Origin of the sequence: Kurthia huakuii LAM0618 (assembly GCF_000505545.1) — a bacterium.
GTDB lineage: Bacteria > Bacillota > Bacilli > Bacillales_A > Planococcaceae > Kurthia > Kurthia huakuii.
This window is the reverse complement of sequence record NZ_AYTB01000020.1, coordinates 1-18,821: the sequence shown is the minus strand read 5'-3', so window position 1 is coordinate 18,821 and position 18,821 is coordinate 1. Positions and strand designations below refer to the sequence as shown.

27 protein-coding genes and 1 pseudogene are annotated in these 18,821 nt (G+C 39.0%); 14 read left to right on the top strand and 14 right to left on the bottom strand.

The annotated features are described in order from the left end of the window. The first annotated feature begins 36 nt into the window (after positions 1-36). The 3 genes from V514_RS0116910 to tnpC are packed head-to-tail and all read left to right on the top strand — an operon-like array spanning position 37 to position 2,222. On the top strand, positions 37-231 hold the full coding sequence (locus V514_RS0116910) for a hypothetical protein (protein WP_029497974.1): 195 nt from the start codon (positions 37-39) through the stop codon (positions 229-231). Continuing rightward, complete coding sequence (gene tnpB, locus V514_RS0116905; RefSeq protein ID WP_029499882.1) at positions 228-581, top strand: IS66 family insertion sequence element accessory protein TnpB; 354 nt, start codon at positions 228-230, stop codon at positions 579-581. Before V514_RS0116910 ends, tnpB begins: the two co-directional genes overlap by 4 nt. 60 nt (positions 582-641) lie before the next feature. After that, the gene (tnpC, locus tag V514_RS0116900) at positions 642-2,222 is read left to right on the top strand and encodes an IS66 family transposase (RefSeq protein ID WP_029499883.1); all 1,581 of its coding nucleotides are present in this window, start codon (positions 642-644) and stop codon (positions 2,220-2,222) included. Positions 2,223-2,361: 139 nt separating this feature from the next. Here the strand turns inward: tnpC and V514_RS0116895 are convergent, their stop codons facing one another. The 3 genes from V514_RS0116895 to V514_RS20470 form a co-directional block, all read right to left on the bottom strand. Continuing rightward, positions 2,362-4,332, bottom strand: a complete 1,971-nt coding sequence (locus V514_RS0116895; RefSeq protein ID WP_029501021.1) for an LTA synthase family protein — start codon at positions 4,330-4,332, stop codon at positions 2,362-2,364. Between the two features lie 121 nt (positions 4,333-4,453). Then, positions 4,454-5,101, bottom strand: coding sequence for an HAD hydrolase-like protein (locus tag V514_RS0116890; protein ID WP_029501020.1), 648 nt, complete (start codon positions 5,099-5,101; stop codon positions 4,454-4,456). Positions 5,102-5,755: 654 nt separating this feature from the next. After that, a complete protein-coding gene (locus tag V514_RS20470; protein WP_161630216.1) occupies positions 5,756-5,929 on the bottom strand; it encodes a hypothetical protein in 174 nt (57 codons plus the stop codon). A gap of 217 nt (positions 5,930-6,146) precedes the next feature. On the opposite strand from V514_RS20470, the gene V514_RS0116885 reads away from it, so the two are divergent. Both V514_RS0116885 and V514_RS0116880 read left to right on the top strand, forming a co-directional pair. Next, entirely contained in the window at positions 6,147-6,647 is a 501-nt protein-coding gene (locus V514_RS0116885; protein WP_029501019.1) for an SH3 domain-containing protein, read from the top strand. Between the two features lie 11 nt (positions 6,648-6,658). Then, positions 6,659-6,895, top strand: a complete 237-nt coding sequence (locus V514_RS0116880; RefSeq protein WP_029501018.1) for a hypothetical protein — start codon at positions 6,659-6,661, stop codon at positions 6,893-6,895. Positions 6,896-6,988: 93 nt separating this feature from the next. On the opposite strand, the gene V514_RS0116875 is transcribed toward V514_RS0116880, so the two are convergent. From V514_RS0116875 to V514_RS0116860, 3 genes are all read right to left on the bottom strand, one after another. Beyond that, positions 6,989-7,573, bottom strand: a complete 585-nt coding sequence (locus tag V514_RS0116875) for a hypothetical protein (protein WP_029501017.1) — start codon at positions 7,571-7,573, stop codon at positions 6,989-6,991. Between the two features lie 78 nt (positions 7,574-7,651). Beyond that, positions 7,652-8,530, bottom strand: a complete 879-nt coding sequence (locus V514_RS19850; RefSeq protein WP_051392498.1) for an HNH endonuclease — start codon at positions 8,528-8,530, stop codon at positions 7,652-7,654. Between the two features lie 73 nt (positions 8,531-8,603). Next, on the bottom strand, positions 8,604-9,017 hold the full coding sequence (locus V514_RS0116860; RefSeq protein WP_029501016.1) for a PH domain-containing protein: 414 nt from the start codon (positions 9,015-9,017) through the stop codon (positions 8,604-8,606). Positions 9,018-9,120: 103 nt separating this feature from the next. Between V514_RS0116860 and V514_RS0116855 the strand changes: the two genes are divergently transcribed. The 4 genes from V514_RS0116855 to V514_RS0116840 all read left to right on the top strand — a co-directional run bounded on the left by V514_RS0116855 (position 9,121) and on the right by V514_RS0116840 (position 11,317). After that, positions 9,121-9,582: a hypothetical protein gene (locus tag V514_RS0116855; RefSeq protein WP_029501015.1), complete on the top strand. Its 462-nt coding sequence runs from the start codon at positions 9,121-9,123 to the stop codon at positions 9,580-9,582. Between the two features lie 90 nt (positions 9,583-9,672). Continuing rightward, a complete protein-coding gene (locus tag V514_RS0116850) occupies positions 9,673-10,641 on the top strand; it encodes a M23 family metallopeptidase (RefSeq protein WP_029501014.1) in 969 nt (322 codons plus the stop codon). 8 nt (positions 10,642-10,649) lie between these two features. After that, positions 10,650-11,069 (top strand): DUF4306 domain-containing protein, encoded by a 420-nt coding sequence (locus tag V514_RS0116845; protein ID WP_029501013.1) that lies wholly within the window; start codon positions 10,650-10,652, stop codon positions 11,067-11,069. A gap of 20 nt (positions 11,070-11,089) precedes the next feature. Further along, on the top strand, positions 11,090-11,317 hold the full coding sequence (locus V514_RS0116840) for a hypothetical protein (RefSeq protein ID WP_029501012.1): 228 nt from the start codon (positions 11,090-11,092) through the stop codon (positions 11,315-11,317). Between the two features lie 18 nt (positions 11,318-11,335). Here the strand turns inward: V514_RS0116840 and V514_RS20940 are convergent, their stop codons facing one another. Both V514_RS20940 and V514_RS0116835 read right to left on the bottom strand, forming a co-directional pair. Next, the gene (locus tag V514_RS20940; protein WP_407636660.1) at positions 11,336-11,593 is read right to left on the bottom strand and encodes a barstar family protein; all 258 of its coding nucleotides are present in this window, start codon (positions 11,591-11,593) and stop codon (positions 11,336-11,338) included. Between the two features lie 28 nt (positions 11,594-11,621). Then, positions 11,622-12,083 carry a hypothetical protein gene (locus V514_RS0116835; RefSeq protein WP_029501011.1) on the bottom strand — a complete coding sequence of 154 codons (462 nt, stop codon included), beginning with the start codon at positions 12,081-12,083 and terminating at the stop codon, positions 11,622-11,624. Positions 12,084-12,148: 65 nt separating this feature from the next. On the opposite strand from V514_RS0116835, the gene V514_RS0116830 reads away from it, so the two are divergent. The 3 genes from V514_RS0116830 (at position 12,149) to V514_RS0116820 (ending at position 13,597) form a co-directional block, all read left to right on the top strand. Further along, positions 12,149-12,640, top strand: a complete 492-nt coding sequence (locus V514_RS0116830) for a hypothetical protein (RefSeq protein WP_029501010.1) — start codon at positions 12,149-12,151, stop codon at positions 12,638-12,640. A gap of 230 nt (positions 12,641-12,870) precedes the next feature. Continuing rightward, positions 12,871-13,338, top strand: coding sequence for a hypothetical protein (locus V514_RS0116825; RefSeq protein WP_029501009.1), 468 nt, complete (start codon positions 12,871-12,873; stop codon positions 13,336-13,338). Between the two features lie 49 nt (positions 13,339-13,387). Then, positions 13,388-13,597, top strand: a complete 210-nt coding sequence (locus tag V514_RS0116820) for a hypothetical protein (protein ID WP_029501008.1) — start codon at positions 13,388-13,390, stop codon at positions 13,595-13,597. A 77-nt stretch (positions 13,598-13,674) separates the two neighbouring features. Here the strand turns inward: V514_RS0116820 and V514_RS20115 are convergent. The 6 genes from V514_RS20115 to V514_RS0116785 all read right to left on the bottom strand — a co-directional run bounded on the left by V514_RS20115 (position 13,675) and on the right by V514_RS0116785 (position 17,353). Further along, positions 13,675-14,447, bottom strand: a protein-coding gene (locus tag V514_RS20115) for an IS5 family transposase (RefSeq protein ID WP_152528980.1) whose coding sequence is annotated in 2 segments (ribosomal slippage) — positions 13,675-14,132 and positions 14,132-14,447 — 774 coding nt in all. Because the reading frame shifts where the segments join, the coding sequence is not laid out codon by codon here. Between the two features lie 66 nt (positions 14,448-14,513). Next, positions 14,514-15,137, bottom strand: coding sequence for a PIN domain-containing protein (locus V514_RS0116805; protein ID WP_029501006.1), 624 nt, complete (start codon positions 15,135-15,137; stop codon positions 14,514-14,516). Beyond that, positions 15,130-15,843, bottom strand: a complete 714-nt coding sequence (locus V514_RS0116800) for an ImmA/IrrE family metallo-endopeptidase (protein WP_029501005.1) — start codon at positions 15,841-15,843, stop codon at positions 15,130-15,132. The genes V514_RS0116805 and V514_RS0116800 overlap by 8 nt, the downstream gene beginning before the upstream one ends. Beyond that, positions 15,844-16,173, bottom strand: a complete 330-nt coding sequence (locus V514_RS0116795; RefSeq protein ID WP_029501004.1) for a helix-turn-helix domain-containing protein — start codon at positions 16,171-16,173, stop codon at positions 15,844-15,846. It lies immediately after the preceding gene. 450 nt (positions 16,174-16,623) lie between these two features. Continuing rightward, entirely contained in the window at positions 16,624-16,776 is a 153-nt protein-coding gene (locus tag V514_RS20465; protein WP_161630215.1) for a hypothetical protein, read from the bottom strand. A gap of 307 nt (positions 16,777-17,083) precedes the next feature. After that, positions 17,084-17,353: a transposase gene (locus V514_RS0116785; protein ID WP_029501003.1), complete on the bottom strand. Its 270-nt coding sequence runs from the start codon at positions 17,351-17,353 to the stop codon at positions 17,084-17,086. Positions 17,354-17,793: 440 nt separating this feature from the next. Between V514_RS0116785 and V514_RS19400 the strand changes: the two genes are divergently transcribed. Both V514_RS19400 and V514_RS0116770 read left to right on the top strand, forming a co-directional pair. Next, on the top strand, positions 17,794-18,276 hold the full coding sequence (locus V514_RS19400) for a DUF3879 family protein (protein WP_029501007.1): 483 nt from the start codon (positions 17,794-17,796) through the stop codon (positions 18,274-18,276). A 75-nt stretch (positions 18,277-18,351) separates the two neighbouring features. After that, positions 18,352-18,821 (top strand): annotated as a pseudogene (locus tag V514_RS0116770) (IS5 family transposase); the annotation flags it as partial.

Below are 18,821 nucleotides of genomic sequence, written 5' to 3'. Positions count from 1 at the left end.
ACGATAAATGTATCAATCAATGGAGGTGCTTTTATTATGTCTACGAACAAACCAATTATCGTCCCCGTTCATTTAGATCCTCTCCCTTTAGAACTCCCTCCGGGATCCTCGCCTCAACAAAAAATCGAGCCAACCTGTGTGATTAAAACAGCAGCAGTTGAAATCTCTTTCTTCAATGGCGTAGATGCACACCTTGTCCAAACCGTATTGAAAGGATTGGTGTTGAAATGAAAACAGATTTCACAAAGGTAAAAAATATTTATATTGTCTGTGGCAGAACGGATATGCGGAAAGGAATTGATGGCCTGGCGGCCTTAGTTCAGGATTCATTCGAATTGGATCCATATAGCGATGCTATTTTTTTATTTTCGGGTACAAGCAAAGATCGCTATAAATGTCTTTATTTTGATGGCGATGGTTTTGCTTTACTGTACAAGCGGTTAGATCAAGGTCGTCTGCAATGGCCGAAAAATGAGCAACAAGTCCGTAACCTTTCGCAGCAAGAATTGCGCTGGCTATTAGAGGGGTTATCTATACAACAGCCAAAGGCGATTACAAAATCTTTAAAAGGTGTCTTTTAATTACTTTGTATAAAATGGTATAATTATCCACAACATACCGAACGAAATGTGGTGAATGATTTGGAAAACGCTTCTATGAACAATGAACGGATTATACAACTTTTAGAAACTCAACTAGCGCACTCGAACAGACAGAATGAAGAATTAACACAGAAATTAGATCAATCGTTTAAACAAATTGAAGCGTTGACTGAACAAGTCCGTCAATTAACAAAAGCTTTATACGGTTCCAAATCAGAAAAATCAAAGTACCAAGTGCCCGATGGGCAAGGTTCTTTATTTGAGGATGATCCGTCTTTTAACGAATCTGAGCAGACAGAAGAAAAAAGCACCGAAACAATTAGTTATACGGTTAATCGTAAAAAGACAAATAAAAAACGTAATGATTCATTTGGAGAGCATATAGAAATTGAAGAAGTTCATTATCATCCAAATGATTCATCTTGCGATTGTTGTCATGAACCAATGGTCGAATTTAGCTCTGTCTTAGTTAGAGAAGAAGCAAAATTTATACCAGCTACACTAAAACGTGTACAGTACTTTGAGCATGTCTATGAGTGTCGATTATGTAAAAATGATTCTTTGAAAAAATCTCAAATTAAACGCGGCCAAGCACCAAAAGGTGCAATTCAAAGAAGTATTGCAGGGCCTACTGTTTTGGCAAAGCTTATTTATGATAAGTTTGCGCAATATTTGCCACTTTACCGTCAAGTAAATGAATGGTCAAGACATGGCTTATTAACAAACGATAAAAATTTATCCAATTGGGTAATACGTGTAGCAACAGATTGGCTGCAACCAGTGTACGAATTGATGAAAAAGCGTTTAATAGCAAAATCCGTTTTACATATTGATGAAACCTTTGCGCAAATTCTTAAGCGTTCCGATGGAAGACCAGCACAATCAAATGCTTATAACTGGGTAGCTCGCAGTGTTCAAAGTGAAGGCCCAGTGATTATTTTGTTTAAGAGTGCATTGTCTCGTGGTCGTGCGACCTTAGAAGATTTCATTCAAGGGTTCAAGGGCACCGTCATTTGTGATGGCTATTCAGCTTATAATCATTTGCCTGATGTTCAGTTCGCTAACTGTTGGGCCCATGTCCGCCGCTATTGGTTAAAGGCTGATAGTAACAATGGTCGAAAAGGCGTGCAATATTGCGATCAGTTATTTCATATTGAGCGTAAGATCAAGCATCTTTCACCGGAAGAACGTGTGAAAATTCGTCAGCAAGAATCCAAACCGATTGTAGATGAATTTTTTGAATGGGTGGATCGTTCGCCGTTCTTCGGAAAAAATGCACTTGCTAAAGCTGCTGACTACACATTGAATCGTAAAGTTGCATTAAAACGATTCCTTGATAATGGCTATATAGCCATTGATAATAACGCTGCAGAAAATGCGATTCGTCCAAATGTGATTGGTCGAAAAAATTGGCTGTTTTCTGTCAGTGAAGCAGGCGCTCATTCAAATGCCATTTGTTTAAGTCTTGCTGAAACTGCTAAAGCCAATGGCATTGATTTCTATCAATACTTGGTGAAATTGATGACAGATTTACCGAACCTGCCTTTTCAGCAGCAACCAGAAATTTTAGAGCGTTATCTACCATGGTCCGAAGATATTCAGGCCACTTGTAGAAAATAAATAGCCGACTTAGTCAAAAATCATTCGACTAATCGGCTATTTGCTGTGCGTACCGTTAAGGTGCGCGTTTTTTTATATTTCGGGCTTACCAACTGATAGTGCATAAAAAAAACCGCTCCTTAAAAGGGGCGGTTTTTCGTTATTTTCCAGTCGCGTTTGGATCTGGATTTGTGTAATCAATGTTAATAGGGTCTTCTGCTTTAAAACCTTGTGGTGTGTAGAAGCGTAGTAAGTCACCGTTGACAATTTTATCAGAGATACCTAATTCTTTGCTGACTTCGGCGCTCGTTTCTTTCGCTTTTTCAATACGTGCTAAATCCTTTTCATTTGTTGGATCTAGTTGTTCACCTGTTTTATTATCATAAACTTTTTCATCTACTGAGAAGACAGATGGACTTGCGAAGTCACCATTACGGAATGGGACAACTTCTTCGTGGTCTTTTGATAATAAGTCTGTGCCTAATTGTACATATTTTTGTGTATCAACACCAAGTAGGTGCAGAATTGTTGGTAGCATGTCAATTTGACCACCATACGTGTGTTTTATGCCGCCTTCCATTCCTGGAACATGGATGAATAATGGCACACGTTGTAAGCCCATATTTTCATATGGTGTAATTTCTTTATCGATGATTTGTGACATTGCTTTATTATGGTTACTAGAAATACCATAGTGATCTCCGTAAAGCACGACCATTGTGTTATCAGCAAGACCATCTTCTTCAAGCTGTTTGAAGAATTGTTTTACTGATTCATCTAGGTAACGAGCTGTCTGGAAGTAATCATCGACACTTGCATCACCCGTTGTTTCTTTGTCAATCGATACTAAATCTTGGTCCATTTTATACGGGAAGTGGTTGCCTACTGTAATTAACTTCGTATAGAAAGGCTCAGGTAAGTCATTTAACATCGGACGTGATTGCGTGAAGAATGGTTTATCAAGTAAACCGTATTCTGCCATATCTTTTGATGACGACGTATCATAGTAGCTTGCATCATAGAAATGATCGTAACCAAATTGTTTGTAAATGACGTTACGGTTCCAGAAACTACCGTTGTTGCCGTGGAATACCGCAGATGTGTAGCCATTATCTTTTAAAATATTTGGTGCTGCTTGGTACGTGTTTTGGCCTTTTGTAATAAATGCAGAACCTTGTGGTAAGCCAAATAATGAGTTTTCTAACATAAATTCGGCATCTGACGTTTTACCTTGACCTGTTTGGTGGAAGAAGTTATCGAAAAACAACGTTTCATTATTTTTTGTTAAGTCGTTTAAGAAAGGTGTTACTTCTTCACCGTTAATTTTGTAGTCTAATAAAAACGTTTGGAATGACTCTAAGTGTAAGTATACGACGTTCATATCTTTTGCGGCGCCAAAGTAATCTTCATTTGGTGCTGCGTAATTAGAGCGCGTATAGTTTAGTACTTCCGAAATATCATTACTATCTGCAAGCGCGCGCTGTGACGACGCTTGTGCGGTTTCAAGTGAATCATACAACGTGTAGTTATACATACCTAAGTATTTAACGATATATGAACGGTCGAAACCACGCGATAATAATTGTGGGCGGTCCATTTCTGCTAACGCTAAGTTGAACAGCGAAACAGCTAACGCCGCTGTTACTAATGTACTGCCTTTTCTTGTAGAAATACGTTGGTTACCAATTAATACATCCTTTTTCTTTACACGTAAGTAAATTAAGAATGCTACGTCGACAAAGTATAAAATGTCTGTGACACGTAATAGAGATAAGACACTGCCACCTAAATCACCAAAGTTTTGTGTTTGTGTAACAGTTGGTAGCGTAATAAAATCGCTAAAGAAGCGATAATACACGGCGTTTGCGAACAATAAGATTGTCAGCAATGTGTAAATGACAACCAAAGCAGTCAATTTACGCGTGTCTTTTTTAAATAGGAACGAGATTGCTAACAACAGCATAACCGCGCCTAATGGGTTAATGAATAATAAGAAATGTTGTAGTACGCCTTTTACTTCAAGATTAAATTGTGTAATTTGGACAATATACGTTTTAATCCAAAGCAAGAGTACGGCTACTAAATAAATTCCCGCAAAGTGATTTAGTGAGAATTTTTTGTCTTTCAACATACGGTTTCACCTGCTTTATTTACTATTATGAAAAAACATATTAAAGGACGATTGTACCGCAAAAAAGTTTCGTTGAACAGTAGAAACCTTTATTAAAACAGTTCATGATACCGCCTTTTGTTTATTTTAAAATGATTGACATGATTTTGTCAAAATGTGACACAATATAATGTGCTTTTTCAAGCTCATGCTCCTGTGCAAAGTCAAAACGCACGCCAATCGATATCAATCCATTGTCGCTTGCTGCGTTAATATCCGAGGCACGGTCCCCGACAACAAAGCCGGACGTAATGCGCTGTTCTTTTAGTGCAATCGCGATAAGCTCGGACTTATTGCCAGAGCGAACACAGTCAATACTATATACTTTTTCTATAAAGCGATCCAATGCAAAGTGATCGACAATCGCATTTAAATAGGAAGTTTGTCCATTACTCGCAATATAGAGCGGCCATTTTTTACTTAGTAGCACGAGCGCTTCCTCGACACCATCATAAAGTGTACCGGTGCCACGTTGAATTTCATTAATTAACGCTTGCTGAAAAAAGGTATTGCTTGCTTCGCGCGTTTCTAGTGAATGCATGGGACATAGTTTTTCCCATACAACGGGAAGAGGGACACCCATGATGTCGCGATAAAGCTGCAGGGGTGTGTCACCTTTCCAAAGTCCCTCGCTTCGTAAATGTGTAAACGTTGCCTCGAGTGCAGGCGCTAAAATTGTATTTGTTTGAAACAATGTGCCGTCCATATCAAAAAAAATGGCGTGTTTCATATGTAATTCCCCATTTCCATTAAACTAGTCCTGTATTTTTCACAAACAGTACATATTGAGTAACACCGTTACAATCGCCAATATGATACATCGTTTCGCCGGTATCAGACAGTCGAGTTAAGCCATTGATCTTCACAAAGTTATATTTGGCAGCAAATCGCTACTAAGCATGCTGTCTTTGGTGCTTTGCATGTGAGGTAAACACCGTCAGTGAAGTGGCGATGAGCGCAGAAATAAACGTAATACGTAGTAACATTGAATCAATGCCGTTATGAATAAGACTTATATTGGCCTAAGAAGTTCCGTATTGAAACATGCTGTCAGAAATCGCTCAAAAGCTCTAGCAGCGTGTTTTGGATACAACATAAATTTTAATATGCGCCAGCACTAAGAAAATAGCCTTGCGAAAAAGTTAATCATTTGCTTCTAGCTGTCATTTTGTCAAATAAGTGCTAGATGTGTGGCGATAGTTACGCTATTTTTGTAATGCAACCGTGCAAAAAGCGGACAAAAAATGCCCGTTAGAGCGTCGATTTAGGCGATTTTTTTTTGATTACGGGCCGTTTCCACACACAAATTTTACGAAGTCGCTGATCTTTCGCTGCGACTTGTCGTTTTTTGAATAAATGACAACGGCGGATTTTTGACGAGAAATTACGTGCGGAAAATGCCCCTCAGAGCTTCAAAATCGACCGCTTTTGTCCCATTTTGGGCGAAAAAGGGCAAAATCAAGATATTAAAAATAGTAATGATGTGCTTTTTTCGTCGTAAATAAAAATTTTTGTTGACAGCACCTGCACGATGTTTACTAAATGGTGATTTTTTCATGCGTTCATGGTCCTTGTTTGGCACTTATTCTCAACTATGTTGTATCCAAAACACGCTTCTTGAGGTGATAGCTAAAAGCTGAGAGCTATTTTTTGAGAAGGGCTTGAAAATGACACGAGCGATTGTTGAGCGCCAACGCCATTTTGTGATGTAGCAAATAAGTGATATACAATTTTCCGTGGGTAAATTATTCTTTTGTATGAAAGGGGAGAGGGATATGAAGAAATTATTAACAGTGATCGTCATGGCCTGCATGCTGCTTAGTTTACTACCAAAAGAAGCTTCAGCAGCGGCGTATGACAAGGCCACAACGTTTAAGAAGGTGAAGGTTTATCAGAAAGCAGGGACATCGTATAAAGTGCTATACACGATTCCAAAAGGACAAGCAGTGAAAGTAATTGGTGGCGAGGCGTATGGCTGGGACCAAGAGAATTTATCAAGTGCAGAACAATTTGGATTTTACAAAGTGACGTACAAAAATAAAAAGGGTTATATCAAACAAGGTAATTTGAAATTTAAAAATCCATACAACTGGACACCAGGTATTAAAAAGGAAGCCATTAAATATGCAAAAGACTATGCGGATGGTAATTCATATTATTTTAAAAAATCACATGTGTGGAACAAAGATGGCTATTATGAAGTGTACGGAAAAATGTCTGGAACATGGTATCGAATTGGCAGCTTTAATTGTAAGACTGGCTGGGCGCATGGATAGGGAGTGATTTGATGAAAAAGTGGTTGTTAGCTGTAGCAATGGCAGTAGGGGTGAGTGCGCTATTTGTAGATGTGCCAGGTCACAAGTTGGAAGCATCAGCGAAGTATAAAACGTATATTTCTAAGACGTATCGTGATGGAGATGGTAATAGTAATCCCACAGGCTTTTTTGCGGGAAACTTTAAAAAAACATTACCAAGTGGATTGGTCGTGAAGAATAGTAGCTGCATCACCAAATGGAAAGAATAGTGTATAAAGTCTATTCCTGTTCTAACTAGTAGAATTTTTAAAATGATTTCGCACGAAAAAATAAGAACCTACCACCATAACGGCGGCAGGTTCTTATTTTTTGATTTTATAAAGTACATATGTTGTTTTATATTCACCTTGATAAAGGGTTTGTGTTTTGACTTTTCCGCGATTTTTTACATAGTAGGAAATGGTATTTTCACCGTATCGCTTCTCCCAAATTTTAATCGCATTTTTATACGTGCCATTTTGTGTTTTGACCGTTGCTTTTGTAGAAAGAATTTTGTACGGATTCTCGCTAAAATCGCTCCCTTGTAATTTTCCAGTTTGGTTTTTACGAACAGTAGGCGGAAGTAGGTCCCAAAATTTGAAGCTACCATATTCGAAATTATGTTTGGAGCCACCCGCTGCTGTCAGTCCGTATTTTTTGTCATAAGAATAATCGGTGTAAATATCACCTTGCGTTAAATCTTGCCAAGCGCCCTTCATTGGACCGGTTTTTACTAATTTGTCACGCCAAATATGAAGCTGATTGCCTTTTTTATCATATTCCTTATAAAAATATTGTGAGTAACTTGTTGACGGTTGATAAGCTTTTGTGCTGATTGCTGCAGAAGCAGTAGTTGTTGGTAATAGTAGAGCAGCAGTAGTTGCTGCGATGATACAAAGTTTTTTCATGGATAACCCTCCTTAATTTTTAAGATTTACTAAGATGGCTAATTTAAATAGTGCCTAGTGGAACATTTAATAACTTTCCTATCGATATTCACTACCGCCGCCCCAAAGCTCGCGGCCGCCAGTATGTCCGGTATCGGCATGAATTTGCTCGTCGACAAGTTGCAACTCACCTGGGTGCTGCGCATGATGCCATGTGTAACCATCAGGTGTCTCGCCCATGCGAATTTGCGCAAGCTGGTCGCCTGTAAATTGCTGCGCTAAACTGGAATCTGCTGAAACTTGTTCATTAAGTGCCATGTTTGCCGCTGTAAACTGCGCATTATCACTTTCTAAATACATAGAAGGCTCCAGTTGGAAATTGTAAGTGCTATCAAACTGCGGGAAAACGCCTTCTACAACGTCACCATTTGGTAAGGTCACTGCTTCGGTCTCAAATGGAACGCCGGTCTCTAAATGCGTTTCGCCAGCTAAACCATCATTGCGTGTTTCAATCGTTGCTGCTTGCGCTCCGTCATCACCAATAATGTCGAGCCCGTCTGCAATACCAACTGCGATTGTAGTTACCGCAATCGTTTTGCCGATGCCTTTTAAACCCTTCATCACTTGATTTTTATCTTGTAATGCCGCGCCTTCAAGCACATCTTTCCCATTCACAGCCGTTTGTTTAATTGTATTACCAATGCCTTTAGCCGTTTGCGTAGCGGTGCCTTTTAATTCGCGTAAACCTTCCTCGCGCTTCGCTTCGTCTTTGTTAATTAGGCCAGAAGAAGTGTTCCAAGCCCCCTCTGCCAAACTGCCAGCCAGATGCCCGGTACTATTAGAGGCTTGTTTCACCCCTTCGCCAATTTCTTGTATGTATTCATTTTCAAACTTCTTACCAATAAATTTAATCGGTTCTCCTGTCACAGTGCCAAGTGCTTTTCCGAGAAAACCACCCATTTTTTTAATGTTGCCCATTGTCATCCCTCCATATGTATAGGGATATCATAACACTTAAATAGGTATAAAGTTAATTTTTAATGTAAAATACCTATAAATTAATCGTTCTGATGCCATCCACACGTTTCTCAAGTTCTGCTATAAAGCGCTCCATGTCTTTTGGTGACACTTGTACGGATTCATAAAAACCATAATTAATTTCGACGCGGTGCCGAGAAAGTGCGGGTGCTGTGAAAATGGCCGTTGTTTGACGAATAGAGGTCATAGAGTGTAAGGGTATTTTTTGTTTGATGGGGCCGTAAGAGATGAGAAGTGTGTCTTCAGTGATGGTATACGTTGTATGGAACCAAACGAACAGGCAAAAAATCATCGTAAAAAGTAGTAGCAAGAAGGTGATAAAGCTAAAATCTGTTAGGATGATTTCGTAGATCACGCAACCCGAAAAAAGAATCGTTGCCCAGATGATAAGACCCATCCACCAATCTTTTTTTGATGTAAAACGCATTATGACACCTCCTTGTTACATATGATATCATAAATATAGAAGATAATGGAAAAGGTTGTCGGGGTTTGTTCAAAGACTGCATATGGGGAGAAGGAGTGATGGGATGAAGTATTTTGTTGATGATGATCACTGGGATGTTTTAGGGTATTCGAAACAATTGAGAGAGATATTGCCGCAGTTTAATAAGAAAACGAGGAAGTTTCTACGTAAGCATTCTTTTCATGATGGTGAAGTACGTTCCTTAGAAATTTTAAATTATAGCGACCGTAAGAAAAAAGATCCGACGACTATTCGGATGGTCATTGAGCAATATGAGGGAGGCACTTATCAAATCGAGTGGTTGAATGTGCGAAAATTTTTCATGGATTACGATATTAAACGAAATACATATGGTGGAAAATCTAAAAAGATTGTTTTTGGAGGAAAACGAGGTCTTGCTGATTGGGGATATGATGAAATTTTACCGCTTACTAAAAAGACATGGCAGCATGAAATTTACTTGTTTTCAGAAACAACGATTATCATTCAGTGCCGAGACATACAGATAAAGAAAATAAAGAATTGAGTGGTATTGCTACTAGCATATTCTTTGAAACTTTTTTTGGTTATATTCGTAAAGTATATAGGTACATTGAAATAAATAGGAGGATGTTAGATGCGGACAGTAAATTTGGATGAATTAGGGAGACATTTTGTTGAGGGGGATTTTGCGCTGATTTACAAGGCGACGACCTATGAGTTTCAGCAATTTGTCAGTTTCGAAGATTTTCAGCAAGGGTGTTATACATATCAGCTTGGCATAACGTCAATGAACAAATTATTTGAAAAAGAGTGGTGCGGATTAACCTATGCGATGTGGGTTGATGACCGCGAGGAAAAGTCGATTCAGCTTGCGTATGATGCGCAAAAGCAAATTACGAGTTTTGCGTTGAAACCGTATATTACTGATGATATGGATGAGCAATGGACGCAAAATCGCTACCGTATGCCGATTTGTGACGAATGGCTCGTATTTTGGGGTGGCACAAATGAGCTTGAAAACTACCACTATGCGTATGAAAATCAGCGCTATGCGTATGATTTAGTGTGCACAGAGCAGGATGCCACTTACGACGGAGAGGGTCGTCTGAATGAGGATTATTTCGCATTTGGAAAAGAAATTGTCGCGCCGTTTTACGGGAAAGTTGTGAAAGCGATTGATGGCTTTCAAGATAATGTGCCGGGTGACATGGATGCGCAAAATGCAGCGGGAAATTATGTGATTATCGCCCATGGGCATGAAGAGTATAGTATGATCGCGCATTTGAAGCAGGACTCACTTGTCGTCAAAGAGGGCGATGAAGTACGAGAGGGGCAAGTACTCGCGCAGTGCGGGAACTCTGGAAATTCTTCTGAGCCTCACATTCATTTCCAAGTGATGAATAGCCCGCATTTTGAAACAGCTACGTCAATTCGTATTCAATTTCAGTATCAATTAAAGCCCGTACAAGGCGATATTGTGAAGCCATTTCCGATGGGGAAGGACGACAAATGGGATTTGTTTAGTACCGCTGAAAATTCGCTGACGATTTCACAAATTGTCTTTGGCATTCCAAAAATTATCGGACGGTATTTTACAGGATGAGCCGCTTTGTGACAGTCACTACGTCGGCGGTTATTTTAGTCATCATGCTGTTCATTTCGTGGTATGAAGGGAGTGGCATTATCGAAGATTCCCTGTCTTGGGGGAGCTCGACACCGCTAACGAATCAGCTCGGTATCGATATTCAAACGGGAAAAGAAATTGTCGTTGCCGATTACTTTTACTATTCGCTCAAAACGAATCCACTGTATATGATAGTCGCATTCCTATGCGCTGGTGTTATCGTGTTCATTTGTAGCCGCTCCGCTATGTCAGTAGGCATATGCGCCGTTGTTTTTTTAGCTCTCGCGCTCGCTTTCTTCGCCTCTAGTTCACTAAAAATGATGACAATGGTCTTCGTGTTGTTATTTATTGCCTTTTCAGGTAAGCTTGTATATAGGATGCGATTCCGTGAGTATCATTCCATTTAGGTGAACAAGGGTGGCTAGTTATGAAATTATTTTTATGTATTTTGTGCGCTTCCTTATTAAGTGTACTCGTGTTTTTCGGCCCGTTTGGTATTTATCTTTTATCCGTTGTGATGATTGCCATTATTTTGCGCGCGTGTATGGCTGTTTACGCGATTCATAAACAGGTGATGCCAGCGGTTAAGAAAGATAAAGTAGAACAAGCCTACGAAAATTATTTGAACGAACAGCATGAAGCGATGAAAAAATAGGAGCTGCTACGGCAGCTCCTATTTTTTATGTCGCACGATGACTTGGAAGGAAGTATCCATTTGAAACGTCCACTGATACATTGTCGATTTAAGAATCTCTAAAAAAATGTCGCGCTCGTTGGGCTTTTTTGCTAATAGATGCTCAAAATTCGTGATGATTAAAACATATTCATCGGCCTCTAGCCATTCTAAATCATTTAGACATTCATTGAACGCAGCCCAATTTTTTCCGAAGTAATTTGGGAAAGAGAATTTTTCGGCAAATTCACGAAACAGTTTATTCGTTGTTGAACAATTTTTCCCGTCAATCGAGTGTAATAAACGGCGATGAGATTTCCTGAATACGCACCGTTTTGGGCACCGCTACAACGACAGTGAGCTGTAATACAGGAGAAGGAAAATCATCTTCAAGCATCGTCAGCTCTTCTGAGAAGCCGATTGTGACATTACTTAATTGCATCGTGTTTTCCGTTGTGAAATGGCTATCTGTGCACAGTGCGCCGTCCACCATACGGCCGACAAAATGATAGTCCGCTATATAGAAAGGCTCCGTTGGGTCGTCAAAGTAAGAGAGATTCGCCGGCTTTAAAGGATCAATTCCTAGCTGCTGAAACAGTGGCTGTAGCGGGTTTGACCGATGTTGCATCATCAAGCGGTATCTGTCGCAATCGTCGCAATAACATTGTTCTAAATCGCGGCTGTAAAAAGCTGCAGTTGCTTTTGAATCGATGGCGAGTTGCCAATTGTGAAAGGTGATAAGTTGCATAAGCGCCTCCTTTGAGTTTACATGATACAATATTTTAGAGGTAGTTGTCTAAAGGGAGTGTCGCAATGAATTATAATGAATTTGTGTTTTACGATGAGGACAGGGACATAGTTATTAAAGAAATTAGCATCCATAATGATTTTATCGATTGGGTAGGTGAACAGCTAAACGCCGAAGAGGACCTTTACTATCAGGTGCCAACGATTACACCTGTACCAGTTCCTGAAGATAATATGCGTTGTCGCCATCAAAAGCCTAATTTTAAAGGGATTGATTATTGTGGGATGTCATTAATTAATGAGTATGGGATGCCAATGTTAGAGAAAATGTTTCTTCAATGGATTGCTTGTTTAGAAAATTTAGAGGAAGCGACTTATTATCCTTTTTTAGCTGACCTTACTGAAAAACAATTAGCACAAGTTTCACCGGCTGACTTAGTCTCGCTTAAAGAAGTATTTTTCGAAAAAGAAGATGTGTTAAAACGCTTACGTCTATGTCTAACGTGCACACAATTGCTTACGTTGCCTCATGTAGTCGTGTGTTATTATGGACTTTAACATGAAATGATGACTATAGCAGAAGTATTTAAAAAAGATGCCTCTACGCATCTTTTTTTATATATGATAGATTGTCTACAAACAAGAGCTTATTTTCTGAAACTGTTCGGAGACTTTCGCAAAGGCGAAATGGAAGTCATAAAAACATCCTTAAAAGTAATGAAGTTAGAGACATGTAATGTATGATATGATAAAAATTGAGTATTTTTACCAAAAACAGGAGTGTTGATATGAAAAAGGTATGGGTTTTATTCATGGTAGTGCTGTTTGTCGCAGGATGTTCCAAAACAGCACCTTATGAAGGCAAGGCATTACATATAGCGGTAATTGGCGACGTGCCAGATGTTCGTGAAACAACTATCGAATTTACAACGATCAATTTTGCAGATTTGCAACAGATTGAGGACTACGATGCTGTTTTTATTATGCGCGATCAGATGGAGGAAGCGGGCGAGAAAACGTATAGGCAGCTGTATAAAAAAAGTGACACGCCCTTCGTATTTATTAACCCGCCAAAAGGCTATGTGCCGCCGGTAGCGGGCGTGCCGTTAGCAAATTATAACGGGCCGGATGATAAGATGTATGCGTATTACTATCTTAAAGGCAATCTCAAACAATACGGTCTATACAATGATAATGAAAGTAAGAAAGCGATTCAGGATGTGTATACGACGGTGTTTGAGGAATTAGGGAAATAAGCGAGCAATTGCCGGGTCAAATTTAAGAAATTAGAACGGGGAATTAAATATGGAGAAAAAATTATTCGCGGTCTTTTTTATTATGATTCCGCTCCTCTCACTCCTTCTACTAACGCTACTTAAAACAGCGATGAAAAAAGATTTATGGTGGGACGCACTAGAATCTTCATTGCCAATCATCGTTTTTTATTATGTGAGCGCAAGCATTTTGTGGATGGTTAATTTTGATAAAGTGAAAAGCATATTAAAGAATCGATAGCATGAACAAAGCGAGCTTACCGTTGATTAGGGAGGCTCGCTTTTGGTTGCTATTAGGACGTGTCTAAAAACTCTACCTTATTGCGTCAATTTGAAAATCGCAGCGATATAAACGAATGCCAAAAAAGAAGTGGCTAATTTGTCGTAACGGGTTGCCACTCGGCGAAAGTGTTTGATTTTATTGAAAAAGCATTCGACTACGTGACGCTCTTTGTAGAGATACCAATCGACAGACCACGGTTCTTTGGCGTTCGTACGTGGTGGAATCGTATAATGTGCGCCTTTACTTGTCAGTTTGTCGCGAATCGCCTTTGTACCGTACGCTTTATCACCTAATACGTTACTGCCCGCGATTGGAAGTTGGTCGAACATATCACAAGCAGGTTGGCTATCATGCACGTTTCCAGCTGTTAGTTGAAATAACAATGGGTTGCCTAACGCATCCACAATGGCATGGATTTTCGTTGTTTTTCCGCCACGACTTACACCGATGTGTTGGGCAACTTCGGTATCGATGGCGTTTTTTTTGCCCCCGCACTATGTTGGTGAGCGCGAACGCTTGTTGAATCGATGCTTACGTTTTCAAAATCAGGTTCGATTTGAAGCGCCTGAAAAATCAAAATGAGTGTCCCGTCATTGCGCCATTTACAAAAGCGCGCATATGCCGTTTTCCAAAAGCCATAGCGTTCTGGCAGATCACGCCAAGGTGCGCCACTACGCGCAACCCACAGCATCGCATTGAACATCTCACGGTTACTTCGTTTTGAAGGACGACCGGTTGTGTACGGTGGGAAGAACCCTTCAATTTGTTTCCACTGTTCATCTGTTAATTCGTAACGACTTGGCGCCATTTCATCCACCCCATTTTCTGATTTACACCATTGTATCATGGGGTGGAAATAGTTTTTAGACAGAACCTAGTTAATTGTTTCTAATAAAGCATCTAATTCATGTAATTTTTCTTTTTGAAAAGCTTTCATTAATTTTCGTACTTTTGGACCTGAAGCAATCTCATGTAGACATACATAATAACAAAAGTCCTTTAGTGTGTCTTGCGTCAATTTTATATTGCATTGTTCATCTTCTGAGGAAACTTCAAGTTCATTATCATCAATGACCTCTTGAATATCTGCATCATTACTACAAATAATAGTGGCACTTAATAAAAGTGCTGCCGCTAGACAGTGAATTTCCCCTAAATCATTCGTTCCTTTTAAATGACGTCCTTGTTCCACCTTTTTCTGATCTAACTTGCGAAAGGCCTGTTTAATCTGATGAACATAGCCTTCATAAATAGCATACAAATCATCTGATAAGCAATGTTCATCGTCTGGATTAAACAACTTCCATCGACCATCATCAATATATTGTGAAACTTTTTTTCGTGCACTGGCACTTAAGATTTCATCTAATACCATTTGATGAATATAAACCTCTTCATACAGCGCATCAATCCAGTCGAAAATAGTATCGTGTTGATACATATCTGCATGTAAAAGAATATTCGTGTCTACAAATACTTTCCCTTGGCGTTTATTCATTCGTGATACCCTGTTGTCGAAGTTTTTCGCTAACATTTGGTGCAAAGCTTGCAAGTTTATTACTTGCTGTTAAAGGATTTAAACCATTCTCTACGTGTAGTAACACTTGCTTTTCATAGGCATGAAATTGTGTAGTATGAATCGCTAAATCAAGTGGCGACTCTGGTAAAGCATAGTGTTCTCGTAATTGTTGCCACTTTTCCTCGGGATGAGATACTTTAATTGATTCTCCAACTTCAATAATTCGACGCTCAACTGTCTTATAAGGAGCAGCAGATAAATCTGCAATCGTAAGTACAGCCTGTTCCTCATTCCACTTTGATTTAAAGCGTTTCCATAAAGACTTTACAAGTGGCTTTGGTAACATTAAACATGCTGCAAAACGGTCTGCGGCGCGTTCATGATCAAAATTTTCTTTTTGCATTTGGCTTGCTTCTGAAAGATGCCAAAGCTCATGTGCTGCAGTAAAGTAGCGTGTTCGCAAAGGATGATGTGTATTTAATACTACAAACTTATCGCCTGATTGATGTGTAACAGCTGCACCAAAAAAAGCACCATCTTCGATATTTTTATAGACTAAATGCACTTCTTCACTTAAAATTCGTTCAATTTGAGAACCTAAAAATAGATCATAACCATAAACATCATCTAAAAAAGAAGCAGCAAAGGCTTCAGCAGTTTTTTCAGCTTGTTCACGTGCATTCATTTAGTCCACCTGCTTCATTGTCACATAATCTTCAATCGCAAAAAGGACTGCTTCAAAAGTGCGCTTCGATTGGCGATTTGTTAGTTCACCTCTAAAAACAATTTCTAAGGGTTCATTTGTTTCGTTCACTTGGATTAAATCCTTTACTTCTGTACCCAAAGCTTTTGCAATTGTTATTAAACGCTCTGGCTTCATGACACGTTCACCTGATAACATATGACCAATCAAAGATTTACTAATACCTGTATCATTACTCAAATCTTGATAAGATTTTCCTTGTTCCTGCAATAAACCTTTAATACGGTTTAATACCTGTGCATTTGATTTCATACTATCCCTCCGTCGTCTACATATATTATACAACTTTTTGTAGACGTCTACAATTTTGTATGACTAATACCAATTTCTCTTTTGTATGCGTTATATTAAAATTATTTTGATTTAAGTAATAAGTACTGAAATAAATAAAGGGGAGTGAAAACTATGAATGGACACTATTTAGGATAGGTAATCACAGCCGCAAAGTGGGACAAATTGCGGTTCGAAGCTTGGATGATGCAAAAATAAAAATGAACGCGTGTTAAACGACCTATTAGAAAGAGTCATGGGTCTATGCTATAATGAAGGCATAAGAAAAAGCCGATGCGCTAACATCGACTTTACAACGGTATTCACTGGAAGGTTGCAACTTTCGGTGTCGTACCTCTCCAGTAATAAAGTGTGTGAGAAGTCGTACACTTAAGCTGCTAGTAACAGCTCAAATGGTTTTGGACTCTGACTCTAATCTTTCGGATTGGAGTCTTTTTCTTTTTCCGTTTTATCTCGATTGATACCGAAGTGAACGGACGTTACTTTTAGCTTGCCATCTACACGTTCCATCTGAATACATAGGAATGGCGTAACAATTAGTAGTAACGCAATAAGAAGTACCATAAACCACCTCCCGTCCGAGAGGCCCCGTTGCTTCGTCATTATAACCTATTCATTCGTCCATTTATGAGCTATATGGAGCGAGTAATTCCATTGAGTTTGCGCTGCAAAGTTGGTCGTAACTAGATTTTATTGGTTTAAAATCTACAGATCCATATGATGAACGTGGCTGAAATGCCTTTTAACCCTACTTAATCGACAAATGATGAGTTAATACCCTAAATAAAAAAACAGCCTTTTTGGAACTATTTAATTACAATTTATGTCTAAATTGAGGGAGGTTCATCACCATAAGTCGGGGATGACAAAATCAATGCCCTGTTTCCAATCGTAATCGAAGGAAAAAATGGTCATCGTTTCGATAACCAAATCCACGTCTTTTGATGAGTTTGATTTTATTATTTGTACCTTCCATGATGCCGTTTGAGAAGGGTGAATAGATCGTATGAATCATCGCTTCTTCTCGTATAATCACCGTTTTGGCGATTTTCGCCACGACACCACATGTGTGGAACTGATCGCGTTTTAACCAATCCTTTAATCGCTTTTTCGCTTGTGTACTTGTCGTTGCTTTTAACACATTAGCGCATTTGGGTGCATTAACCGAACAAAGTTGTGCAAGAATAGGGCCAGATTAAAGGTCTATTTTATATATTTGCAAAATCCTATAACCTTAATCATCTATTTATTTAAGAAAGAAAGGAGAAGTTTTATGGGTTTTTGGTAGTTAATATTGCTTTTGATAGGTATTGTTCTTGTTATTGTTGGTCTTACAAAAAAAAGGTGTATCTGTGGCCGTTAAGGCAGTTATTTTGTTATTTGTTATTGGTGTCCTACTCATTGTTGTTTCATTGGTTTTATTGATACCTGGTAGTTCTGAAATTATTGCGGAACTCCTGAAATTGGATTGGTGATTATTTATTTTTTACAATCGGGCCATTTCATTTAAATTAAAGCTGATATGGTCGATATATAGTATATATGTTAAAATTTTCATTCTTTAATGAGAGGAGAATATAAATGAGACTGAATTCGACTTTTCCACAAATTAATTTCGCAACAATAAGTAACCTACAACAAACAGTAAAATTTGCGCAGATGAAGGAAAACGCTAAAGCACAAAGTGAGCCCCGTTATCCTGGCACATATGACAATGATCCAATGAATGTAACTAATAGGTTGGATTGGAAAAGGATTGTACCTGTTTCTGACAAAGTAAAACAAGATTTAATTGAAGTTGCACGAGATAGTATGGAAAACTATGGCGGTATGTTAGATGAAAAAAGCAATTTTAATAAAGTCAAAACGAATTATTTAAATTCACTACCAGCAACTGAACGTCCTTCTGCTAGCTTTACACTTGATCAGATCTTTCATAATGAAGCGCAACGTCTTGTCGACTTTGTCAAAGAAAAGGATCCTTCCTGGAATTTTGGTAAACCTGTAAAAACTGGAATTATAGCAGAAGCTTACAATAGTCCAGGTGTAGATATTAAAGTGTGAGTTTACTAGGTTCTGTCTAAAAACTATTTCCACCCCATGATATAATGGTGTAAATCAGAAAATGGGGTGGATGAAATGGCGCCAAGTCGTTACGAATTAACAGATGAACAGTGGAAACAAATTGAAGGGTTCTTCCCACCGTACACAACCGGTCGTCCTTCAAAACGAAGTAACCGTGAGATGTTCAATGCGATGCTGTGGGTTGCGCGTAGTGGCGCACCTTGGCGTGATCTGCCAGAACGCTATGGCTTTTGGAAAACGGCATATGCGCGCTTTTGTAAATGGCGCAATGACGGGACACTCATTTTGATTTTTCAGGCGCTTCAAATCGAACCTGATTTTGAAAACGTAAGCATCGATTCAACAAGCGTTCGCGCTCACCAACATAGTGCGGGGGCAAAAAAAACGCCATCGATACCGAAGTTGCCCAACACATCGGTGTAAGTCGTGGCGGAAAAACAACGAAAATCCATGCCATTGTGGATGCGTTAGGCAACCCATTGTTATTTCAACTAACAGCTGGAAACGTGCATGATAGCCAACCT